The organism is Cytobacillus sp. MT66 (assembly GCF_058792595.1).
Map to the genome: position 1 here is coordinate 1 of NZ_JBXAFB010000033.1, position 11,191 is coordinate 11,191.

Sequence of the window (11,191 nt, forward strand, 5' to 3'; positions counted from 1 at the left end):
ATAGACAAAGGAGAATTTGAGTGAACTCAAATTCTCCTTTGTCACTATTTGAAGCTAATTATGTCCCAGCCTCTTTTCAAACTTACTTCTCTTCTTCGGTAGTTAACGTGTACTTCCATAAATCAGCTTGATTACGGAAATACAGATTTCCTTGTGCATCCTGAGCAAGCTCATTAGCACCTTCATCTTTTAAAATTTCTACCTCTAATGTTTTTGGATCTGCCTTAAATAGCTTTCCTTCAACCGTTCCATAGATATTTCCATCGATGCCTTCAATAATCTTCGCATTACGGAAACGTCCGGAAATTAGTTCTAAGACCTGCTTTGTACGTATTTCCTTTGTCTCAGGGTTATAAGAAACAAGTGTACCGTCAGCCATCGCCCATACAGTTCCGTTTTTATCAGCCATAATGCTTGTAATCATACTAGCATCCACTGGAAGATGGATATATTCCTTCTGCTCTGGCCAATCTGGTCTAAAACGGAAGAATCTTGCTCCGCGCTCGTTTACTTTGTAATTTGCATGAATCGATGTTCCGCCATAGACAAATTCCTTATGACGATATAATGAAACAATACTTTGGTTATAAATATAATTCTCAAATACTTCATATTTATCTTCTTTTAAATCATAGATTGCTAATGCCCCGCCGCCCATGCTTGTTTCTGGGTAGGTACCAACAAATACTTTGCCAAGCTTCTCATCAGCAGCAATGGCTGTTGAACGTGACTGGCCATATTCGCCAAGCCTCATTAATGTCCTTGGATTCATAAGGCCCCAGGGCTGTGTTAGATCTAACTCAAGAACTCTGGCATTTGGATAAGCTCCTAAATAAAGCTTATCACCCAAAACCGTCATTGATTCAATCTGGCTAATATCCTGGAACAGCTTGGACTGATTCGTTTTCGGATTGTAAATGGCTAAACCACCGGACATATATCCGTTGATAAATACATTTTCTCTTTTTTCATCATGAATCATGGTATAAAGCGTCACCGGCTGTGCAGGCAAGTCTAATAAAGAAATTTCATAATAGCCCGTTTCAAGATTATACTTTAAGACATTTCCATCGTTATCCATCAGGCCAACAAGTGTGTAACCTGGATAATTAGGATCATTTAATTCAACAAAGTCTAGCGAAAGCAACTCAGTTCCTGTTAATAAAGGAACCCACAGAGAAGTTTCCTCCTGTGTCGTTAAATCATATTTATATAGGGTGTTATTTTTCGAATAATAAATCGTATCCTCCATTGGAGATTTTAAAGAAACCGTTCTGGAGTTCAATTCAAGACTTCCTGTCTCCTCTAGTGTTTCCTTATCAAAAATCACCAAGCGGTTAGATGGGTCCATTCTTGCATAGATTTCATTTCCTATAATTCTAATATCTCTTACATACTTATCATCTTTATACTCATTTGGTAAAAACGCCGTCTTTTTCTTTGTTTCTAAATCAATTTTAACCAAATCAGCCTTTGACCCTACACCGACAAATAAAGAATGACTGTCTTCATCATAAGCAAGCGACTTGGCAAATTCCTTTCGGTACATCGCTTGACCGAAATTCTCCAGCTCTTCTGTAAATGGATCAAACTTAAACACATTACCGCCATAGGCTGTAGAGCCAAAGACAACTCCATCGGCTGCATCAATATCCTGAATCGCTGTATCCTTAGGCAGTGTCAGCACATTGCCATGATCATGAAACTGGTCTGTATTCGGATTATAGCTGTATACATTTCCATCTGTTGTACCGCCAACCCAGACAGTTCCATCTTCATCGACATCTAGTCCCCATGCACTCGTGGAGTTGGACAAAGTAAAGGTATGCTTTACCTGATTGGTATTCAAATCAACCACGGTTAAAGCAGAAGGTGTTCCATGCATCACAAAATACATATAGGAGTTTCCGAAGTAATCTGAGCCAGCTGCTGCTGTCAGTGCTGAGGTTTGAAAAACTTGCGGTCCGATCAATGTGGAGTTTTTATCCTCATCTTCGGTGTTTTTAATATTGTCTTCGTTTTCCTCAAACTCCACTTCCTCTTCGTATCCGTTCCCATCCTCGATGATTTCTTCAATTCCGCCGCTAACATTTTCTTCCGCAAACACACCAGGCTGTCCCAGCGATAAGAATATTGGAAGGATTGCAATCATCATTAATATCTTTCTCTTCATCCAATCTTCTCCCTTCTTTCACCCATTATAGCAAAATTTACTAGTCCGAGTGGATTGTTTTTCCAATATTTCTATTAATCTATTGAAAATATTTTCAGAAAAGGCGAACTTTTTTCATAGGTCAATCGTATATATTATAGAGGAAAATAGAGGAGGAATTTGGATGGGTAATAAGGTAATGATTTCGCTTGGAAAAGTAGCACTTGCAGGGACGATTGGTCTATCAGGCATTATGAGCAGCCTAACGGTAGTGGAGCAAAAGGCTGCTGCCGCAGAAACGGTTAATCAAGTTAATTTTACAGACAAAACAAAGGAATTTGCAGAGATTTTCAAAACAGGCAATTGGGACGCTTCCTATGAACATTTAAGCAAAAACCTTCAGGCTAAACTGCCGAAAGAACAGCTCCCTGGTCTCATTACGGGTCTTACCGGACAATTTGGCAAAGTAACAGATGTAACATTTAAAAACATCACGAAGAATACTATACATACTAATGCTACATTCACTGTAACAACTGAACAAGGCTCTTACGAAGTTATCTTGCACATTGATGCTGCAGGTAAGGTTGATGACATTCTGTTCAATACGTATGCAATACCGGGAAAATACACGAACCCTTCCTACAACCATCCGGAAAAATATACTGAAAAACAGGTTGTTGTTGGCGAAGGTGAATTTGCCCTCCCTGGCGTGCTAACAATGCCAAAGGGCAAAGGCCCGTTTCCGGTTGTTGTCCTAGTTCAAGGGTCTGGAGCTCATGATATGGATGCCACGATTGCATCATTAAAGCCATTCCGCGACATCGCTGTCGGACTTGCCAATGAAGGAGTTGCTGTCCTTCGTTATGATAAAAGAACCTACACCCATGCGATTAAATCCTATTTAACACCGAAGTTTACTATCCAAGATGAGACTGTGATTGATGCAAATTTAGCTGTTGAAAAATTGAAGACAATGCCTGAAATCGATAAAGATAATATCTTTGTGTTCGGCCATAGCCAAGGAGCATTTGCCCTTCCGATGATTGTTGAAAATGACAAGCAAAAAGATATTAAAGGAGTTATTGGTGCTGCTGGGCCTGCTGGCAAGTTCCATGAGCTTATGCTTTGGCAAACCGAAGAGCAAGTAAAAAGAGCGAAAGAATTGAATTTACCTGCTGAGCAAATAAAGGCTGCAGAAGCACAAGCGGCATTCTTTAAGGAACAATTCGCCTTACTGGATGATCCGCAGTATTCTCTTGATAATCTGCCGGCTGGCTTCCAATTATCAACACCTTATTGGTGGTTTAGCCTTCGCGATTTCGTTCCATCAGAACCGATGAAGAAGCAAACCGTTCCAGCCCTTCTCTTACAGGGAGGCAAGGATATTCAAGTTCCGCCTTCAGAGCTCGAAGCCTGGAAACAAGCCCTTAAGAACCGTGACAATGTCGATTACAAGCTTTACCCTGACATGTTCCATATGCTTGTAGACTATAAAGGAAAAGCGGATGGAATGACCGAATATATGGCACCTGGAAACGTCCCGCAAGAGTTCATTTCCGATATCGCTCAATGGGTAAAAACAGGCGAAATTGCTGAAGAAGTAAGCAAACCTGCCCAACCTGGGAAAAAAGTCTATTGGGATGGCCTGCTAATGAAAAATGGCCAAATCGGTAAAATAACTGTCAAAAAGCCAATTAACCTTTGGAAACGCGAAGGCGATAAACTAGTTTTTGAAAGAGTACTTAAGCCTGGTGAGCAATACCGTGTGTACCGCTATGACAACAAATTCGGCGGACAGTATGGGCTTGGCGGGGGTTATTATATAACGAATATGAAGGGATATGTGGAATATAAGACACCTTCTAAGGCAAAGCTAAAGGAATTGAATGGAAAGTAATGTACTTCTTTTCTTAGAGGTACTGGTTGTCGAATTTTTGAAAACAAGCTTTATACTTGCGACGTAATATACTGCACCCCAAACATGGGGTGCAGTTTTTTATGTGAACTGACAGCATTTTTTTACAGGACACAAGCCCTTTTCCATGACCTTTACATACAATGGGGATGACTATATATTTAAAAGGAGAAGTGAAGATGAACGAGGAACTTCAAAGGCTTTTTAATCAATTAATTCAAATCGAGCACCTATCAACGACCATGTATCTGGCCATGTCTGCATATATGGGAAAGCAAAACTTTACAGGAATGGCCCACTGGTTAAGGTTGCAGTCGGATGAAGAAAGGACCCATATGCTGACACTTATTGACTTTGTCATTAATCGAGATGGTACCGTGCAGCTAGCGAACATCCCCGCTCAGCCAAGCGATTTCGGCACACCATTAGAAACCTTCCAAAGGGTTTTACAGCACGAGCAATTTGTGACCAACTCCTACCGTCAAGCTTATAACTTTGTCAGCCAAACAGACCCGCAAGCTGCTGTTATCATTCAAGACTTTTTACGCGAACAAATTGATGAAGAAGCTCAAGTCAAAACCATTGTTGACAGACTCAGACTTGCTGACAATAATACATCCGCCCTATTGCTGCTAGACCAGGAATTGGGCGCAAGAAAAGCGGCAGCTGCTCCAGCGGCTGTATAAAAATATACGAAGGGATTTGCTTTTGTAGAGTAGATCCCTTTACTAATCCCCTTTTAACCTCTTAGATTGAAATCACGCCCTCAATTCTTAAAAATTCAATATTTCCTCTCTTAGCTCTATTTATCTATTCAACTATTTGCAGGAATCCTCTAAAATAGGATTAGTATACCATTTTTGCCATACATTACAAATCCAGGAGGATATCTATGAACAAAGGGAAAGTGATGAAGGTAGTAAGCGCCTCAACAATTGCCGCATCAGCTTTTGTTGCAGCTTCACCTGCTGATGCTGCTACAGTAAGCCAGGCTGAAAAACTTGTGAAAGCAGCTAAGGATGCTGGAACCGTATTAAAATGGGCAATCTCCATCGAAGGAACCGCAGACGGAAAAACTCGCCCATGGGCTCAATACAACTCGGCAAAAGGAGCATATATCCAAGCGTTAGATGCTGTAAATACCTTGCCTGCAGCCCAAAAGACCAAATATCTGGCAGATCTTGAAGCAAATGTCCTGCTCCATATCAATCGGACCATGCATTACATCGATGCCATTACAGCTGGTGAAAAAATCAAAGTGAAACAGCAGGCACTTGCCTACCAGCTAGATCGTGATCTAATCAATGACGAGACCGAAAAGACCTACCATGAGCTTTCAAAGGAAATCCGCAAGCAAGCCATCCTTTTAGATCGAGTCTATGGCAAATCAACCCGTGACCTTATCCGCGCCCAATACAAGCAATCAGCTGAAAAGGTGCGCGACAGTGCCATCTATGCTGTTACGGTAAAAATTGAGCTTGACCTTGCATCAAAAGCAATTGCCGCTAAAAATACTGCCCAAGCAGACAAGCATATAGAAGAAGCGAAAAAGTATTTAAAATATGTAGATAACCCTGTCATCAAAAAGACATTAACCGATCGCTTAAACGCTATTGATACCAACCTTATACCTAAGGTAAACAAAATCAGTGCTGCAGAACCAAAACGGATCAAAGTTGAATTCAATCGGGCAATGCTGGCCGGCTATAGCACAAATGCAGCCGAAAATACGTCGAATTACACCGTTTCCGGCCGTTCGATTAAAAACGTAAAACTTTCTGATGATAAAAAAACAGCCGTTATCGAATTGAACGATCCACTCTATACGAATTCATCCTATACCGTCACGGTAAAAAGGAATATTCAAACCGCTAATTATGAAGCATTAGGAAAAGAAGATGCAGTCACAACCTTTACTTTCTCTGATAGCACAAAACCAACCGTGACTGATGTCAAATCACTGACAAACGGAAACATTGAAATCCAATTTTCGGAGCTTATTGACGAGGATTCACCATTGGCGATTTCCATTGACGGCAAAACGGTCAAATCGGTCCCTCTTTCAAGTGATTCAGATACAGTCATTATTCAAAAATCAGCACTCGATGGGTTGGGTTTACGAAAAGGCCGGTCTTATTCCATTGTAGTCTCTGGAGCAAAAGATTTAGTCGTCTACACACCAAATACAATGAATACGTATAGAAGCAGCTTTACTTATAATCCAGCTGCAGATACGATTTCACCAATTGTGAAAGATATCGATGTGAAGGATGAAAAGACGATTACCATTGAATTTAGCGAACCTTTAGCTTCTTTTTCAAGCTACAGTCATTTGGTTATAAAAAAGGGGAATTTAACCATTCGGCCTTCTTCTGTAAAGGATGTCTCCGACGGCAAGAAAACAACCTTCGATGTCGAGCTGCCAACATCCATCTATGGAACAAATGAAACGGCAGTAAGATTAAATGTACAGGTGAAAGATTATAAGGATGTGGAAGGCAATTCAGGTAAAACAACAGATCAGACCGTGACCCTCACCAAAGATACTACACCACCACGATTTGTCAGCGCTGCCTATGATAAAAATGCAAAAGAGATTCAGCTGTCATTAAGTGAACCTTTGAAGTCAGGCACACCTTCAACAAGCAATGTAACTGTCTATAATCAAAAAAATGAAGTAGTGACGATTACACTTAAGGCAAACAAAGACAACAAAATGATCATAGATGCCAAAAACCTTCCTGATGGCGTCTATACCATTAATGTGGCTGCAGGTGCTGTAAAAGATCAATCCATCTCACAAAATAACAACACAGCTTTTGCTACTACCGTTACGAAAAAAGAGGATACCGAAAAGCCAACAGTAACATTCCTGTCTTCCGGTGAAAATGGAGTATTCATTGCTGTCTTTAGCGAGGCAGTGGCTGAGGAAACCGTGACAAATCCTGCGAACTATACGGTTGGCGGAAAGACATTAACAGGCGAAACATCATTCAACGTAAGCGCAGACAAAAAGGTGGTTACTATTAAACTGGCTGAGGGCATTATCACAACATCAGGCAATTACACAATTACAGCAAAGAATATCAAAGATCTTTCCGGAAATACAATGAACAACTATTCTGCCACTGTTAATCTTAAAGAGAACACAAAGCCTGTTTTAACTAGTGCTGTAATAGATAGGGGCAATTATATTAAACTGACATTCTCGGAAAATATCGAGTTGCCAGACAGTGGGCAGGGGAATTTCGTTATTACTATCAATGACCAAGAGCCATTAACAGCTAGCCAATATACAGTAGGAAAGACTAGCAGCAGTAAGGAACTGATTCTTATTCAAAATGAGGATGGCCTTTTTACTTCTGGGAAAATTGTAATTCAGACTACTGATAATACTACTATTAGAGATAGTGCGGGGAATACACTTGCATCAGGAACGGTGAAAGAGATTAATTAGTACGCAGCCCAGGGATATCTTTCTCCAAAACAAGGGATTTACTTTTTTGAGTAAATCCCTTAACTTATTAATTCATTTGAAAACATTTCAATATCTGCAAAGAGAAAACATACGTAAAGTGAGATAACCTTGCTACCTCACAATATTTAGTTCATATTTGCTCATAGTTAATATAAGCCCCGTCTCCGCAGAGCTTTCCTTCAACCCCTATTCATCTACTAAAGTTTCAAAATTTTCGGGTGGGGAAAGGCACCAGGTCTCAGGATCATTTTTAGTTGTTATTCTTGTTTCTTTAGGAAATAAATTTCCTTCTCTAATTTATTTACTTTGTCAGCAATAAACTCAAACTCATCAATTCTTGATTCATTTGTTCGTTCAAACTGATCACCAACACCATCAAGTTTTGCTTCTAGCTTGTCAAACCGATTGTGCATTTCAGTTTTAAATTCTTTCGTGTCTAATTTCAAGTTGTGTATTTCAATATTAGATTTTTGCACCTCTAATTTCAAGTTGTGTATTTCAGTATTAGATTCTTTCATCTCTAATTTCAAGTTGTGTATTTCAGTATTAGATTCTTTCGTCTCTAATTTCAAGTTGTGTATTTTAGTATTAGATTCTTTCATCTCTAATTTCAAGCCCTTTAATTCTTTATTCATTTCTGCGAGAAGCTCTAGAATTTTTTCATCCATTTTATCCACCTCTATTGATAGTATAATATAAAATTGTCCCCCCTATGTCTAAGGACTTCTCTGGAAAAATATGAGTCTGATTCGATACGGTCATTGGAAGAATTGAAACTCCCCGCCCCTTCTTTCTACTCAACCATTTTTACATTATCATTTATCACACTTTGGCAATACTTTTCCCTTTGCTGCTCCTTTGTTCCTTCATAATAAGCTAGTAAAATGGCCATGTTCATAAACTTAGGCGGTAAGGATTTCGGATACTTATAAAGATAAAAGCTGCTCCATGGATAGTTTTCCGGTTGCCTGATCATTTTTGCCTCGACAGGGTTTAAATGAATATAGCGGCTGACTTCTAGCATTCCTTCTTTATCTTCAATGATTTTGTCATAATAGCGTTTTTCATATACATGTCCGGTTAGGCGATACTTAGTGTTATAGTAATTAGCATATCTTTTATTAATTAGCGACATGAGCCTGGAAAAAGGAACATTTTGTGAACGGATTTGAAGGTGATAATGATTTGTCATTAAACAGTAAGAAGCAATTTCAAAGGAGACTTGTTCATGGAGCTGATGAAGAATATAGAGGAAAGCTTGAAAGTCTGTGGCATTTCGAAAAAGAGGATCTCGTCGGTTTCCACGGCAAACAATATGATAGAAACGATTCGGAATCCATATTCTTTTTTGACGTGACATTTAATTTTCCCTCGCAATCGAATGTTGTTTATGTAGACCCCATCTTCTAAGTGTCATCGCTTCCCAGATTGCTTTATCTGTAATCATATTTTCCCCATTAAGATCAGAGATCGTTCTTGCAAGCCGAATAATTTTGATTTGGACGCGGTTGCTCCAATTCTGCTTAGATGCGACCTTTGTGATCATCTTTTGCTGGTCATTTGTTAAAGGGCTTGTATCCCGTATGATTTCAAACGAGACTTTTGCATTTGTACATTCCGTTTGATAGCGCTGAAATTGTATCTTTCGGGCCTTTTCGATCCGTTTCCTAATTTCCATTGACCCCTCCTCGGTTTTCATTCCTTGTTCAAGACTAACAGACTGCAACGATAGTAAAATATCTATTCGATCGTGGACTGGTCCTGACAAACGATTCCGATAGGTTTGAATTTGTTTTTCTGAACAAGTGCAGTAATGATGATTAGACCCAAGATATCCGCAAGGGCATGGATTCATTGCACCAATTAGGATAAATGAGGCAGGATAGGTGACTGTTGAATGCGCCCTGCTAATTGTCACTTTACCAGTCTCAAGCGGCTGGCGAAGCATATCAAGGGTCTTTTTGGTGAATTCAGCTATTTCGTCAAGAAACAATACCCCATGATGGGCAAGTGATATTTCACCAGGTCTCGGTCTTGAACCACCCCCAATAATAGCAACGGAAGATGCGGAATGATGTGGATGCCGGAACGGGGCTGCTTGGTGAGAAGCCCTGCTTTCCCCAGCTAGCTGGTAAAGGCTCATGACTTCTAATTGGGAGTGATTAGTTAATGGCGGCAGAATAGAAGAGAAGGTTTCAGCAAGCAAGCTCTTTCCACACCCAGGCGGGCCACTCATAAGTACATTGTGTTCACCTGCGGCAGCAATTTCCAGTGCCCGTTTTGCCTGCTCATGGCCAATCACATGGCAGAAATCCTTTTGGGTTGGGTTTGTAAAGATGGAAATGGGATCTTCAGGTATGAAACTTGGGATAAATTGCAGATTTTCCTGGCCTTCCAAATGGTTTACAACCTCCTCAATATGATGGATAACATGGCACTCTATATCCTGCAGCATATGAATCGGGATAGCCGGATCATATGGAAAATAAACCTTCTTAATCCCCAACGCTTTTGCCGATATCAAAGCTGGCAGCATTCCCTCAGATGCAACAACCACCCCATCAAGTGATAACGCACCGATAAAGGCAGTATCCATTGGAACTTCTAGTTTGATCACGTTTAATTCTTTTAACACAGCAATCGCTATTGCCAAATCAAACAGTGGCCCGTTTTTCTTTTGCTCTGAGGGTGAAAGATTTACTACAACTTTTTGATCGGTAATATCTAAATCAAAATGGCTAAGGGCAGCAATAACCCGTTCTCTGGATTCCTTCACAGAAGCATCTGGCAGCCCAACAATTACCATAGATTCGGTACCGGGTGAAATTCTAACTTCTACTTGAACACGGTAACCCTCAAGTCCTTTTAAACCAATACTTGATACTTTTTTCGTCATCAAAAAACCCCCTTAGGAATATTTAGGTGAAATTTAATGGATATTAAAAAATAAGATGTGATTTGTATATGGAAGTTTATAAATGAAAGGGAAAAACGCGGAAGTCATGGGAGGAAAAATCCACAATTACATTTTATCATAATCTACCAATCCACAAGCCTATCAATCTTCGACAAATTTCGAGGTGTGACAAGCACCCGAGCCTTTTCCTCCCCTTTAAAGAATGAATAAATTCGTGTATAATGGACATATAATAAAAAAGAGAAGTGCGCTAACACTTCTCCATGCAGCTGCTACCGTTAGGGTGGTGGTTGTCAAAGCAGATTAATTCTTTTGTGAACCACCCTTATGCTTCCTACGGCGCGGGGTGGTTTTCTCGTTTCTTAGAATGTTTTTCCGAAAAAAATACGCAAAAACCTCACGTACTATTGCTTTCAGAACTTCTCGAAAGAAATCTATAAACGTTTCCATGATTATCACCTCCTTTCCGAAAAGCGGAAAGAAGAACGACAACCTGGCCACCCTCACAATATTCAGCTGCAATCTTATTCTAACACATTTCATATTCTGAAAATACAAAAAGAAAAGCCCCATAGAGATCTCTCTCGATAGAGCTTTCCTTCAACCCTATTTGTCTAGTAATCTTTCGACAAATTTCGAGGAGTGTCATCGTACTATGTCAAGTAGAGATTTTACTTTTTAAGGCGCACTTAACACACCTCACGTAATAATTGTAAAAAAAATACA

The 11,191-nt window shown here is 39.9% G+C and carries 7 protein-coding genes; 3 read left to right on the forward strand and 4 right to left on the reverse strand.

Annotated features, from left to right (window positions below):
• Positions 1 to 82: 82 nt before the first annotated feature.
• Positions 83 to 2,173, reverse strand: a complete 2,091-nt coding sequence (locus tag AC1Q59_RS24475) for a ligand-binding sensor domain-containing protein (RefSeq protein ID WP_492368481.1) — start codon at positions 2,171 to 2,173, stop codon at positions 83 to 85.
• A 163-nt stretch (positions 2,174 to 2,336) separates the two neighbouring features.
• Here AC1Q59_RS24475 and AC1Q59_RS24480 point away from each other — a divergent pair, with 163 nt between their 5' ends.
• The 3 genes from AC1Q59_RS24480 (at position 2,337) to AC1Q59_RS24490 (ending at position 7,527) form a co-directional block, all read left to right on the forward strand.
• Positions 2,337 to 4,052, forward strand: coding sequence for an alpha/beta hydrolase (locus tag AC1Q59_RS24480; protein WP_492368482.1), 1,716 nt, complete (start codon positions 2,337 to 2,339; stop codon positions 4,050 to 4,052).
• Between the two features lie 197 nt (positions 4,053 to 4,249).
• Positions 4,250 to 4,756: a ferritin gene (locus AC1Q59_RS24485; protein ID WP_492368483.1), complete on the forward strand. Its 507-nt coding sequence runs from the start codon at positions 4,250 to 4,252 to the stop codon at positions 4,754 to 4,756.
• A 206-nt stretch (positions 4,757 to 4,962) separates the two neighbouring features.
• Positions 4,963 to 7,527, forward strand: a complete 2,565-nt coding sequence (locus AC1Q59_RS24490; RefSeq protein ID WP_492368484.1) for an Ig-like domain-containing protein — start codon at positions 4,963 to 4,965, stop codon at positions 7,525 to 7,527.
• 278 nt (positions 7,528 to 7,805) lie between these two features.
• Here the strand turns inward: AC1Q59_RS24490 and AC1Q59_RS24495 are convergent, their stop codons facing one another.
• The 3 genes from AC1Q59_RS24495 to AC1Q59_RS24505 form a co-directional block, all read right to left on the reverse strand.
• Entirely contained in the window at positions 7,806 to 8,216 is a 411-nt protein-coding gene (locus AC1Q59_RS24495; protein ID WP_492368485.1) for a hypothetical protein, read from the reverse strand.
• A 125-nt stretch (positions 8,217 to 8,341) separates the two neighbouring features.
• Positions 8,342 to 8,908, reverse strand: a complete 567-nt coding sequence (locus AC1Q59_RS24500; protein WP_492368486.1) for a transposase — start codon at positions 8,906 to 8,908, stop codon at positions 8,342 to 8,344.
• A complete protein-coding gene (locus AC1Q59_RS24505) occupies positions 8,909 to 10,444 on the reverse strand; it encodes a YifB family Mg chelatase-like AAA ATPase (protein WP_492368487.1) in 1,536 nt (511 codons plus the stop codon).
• Positions 10,445 to 11,191 lie beyond the last annotated feature (747 nt).

Bases quoted from the DNA above. Each gene is read 5' to 3' on its own strand.
- AC1Q59_RS24475 (WP_492368481.1), bottom strand. From the start codon at position 2,173: ATGAAGAGAAAGATATTAATGATGATTGCAATCCTTCCAATATTCTTA.
- AC1Q59_RS24480 (WP_492368482.1), top strand. From the start codon at position 2,337: ATGGGTAATAAGGTAATGATTTCGCTTGGAAAAGTAGCACTTGCAGGG.
- AC1Q59_RS24485 (WP_492368483.1), top strand. From the start codon at position 4,250: ATGAACGAGGAACTTCAAAGGCTTTTTAATCAATTAATTCAAATCGAG.
- AC1Q59_RS24490 (WP_492368484.1), top strand. From the start codon at position 4,963: ATGAACAAAGGGAAAGTGATGAAGGTAGTAAGCGCCTCAACAATTGCC.
- AC1Q59_RS24495 (WP_492368485.1), bottom strand. From the start codon at position 8,216: ATGGATGAAAAAATTCTAGAGCTTCTCGCAGAAATGAATAAAGAATTA.
- AC1Q59_RS24500 (WP_492368486.1), bottom strand. From the start codon at position 8,908: ATGTCACGTCAAAAAAGAATATGGATTCCGAATCGTTTCTATCATATT.
- AC1Q59_RS24505 (WP_492368487.1), bottom strand. From the start codon at position 10,444: ATGACGAAAAAAGTATCAAGTATTGGTTTAAAAGGACTTGAGGGTTAC.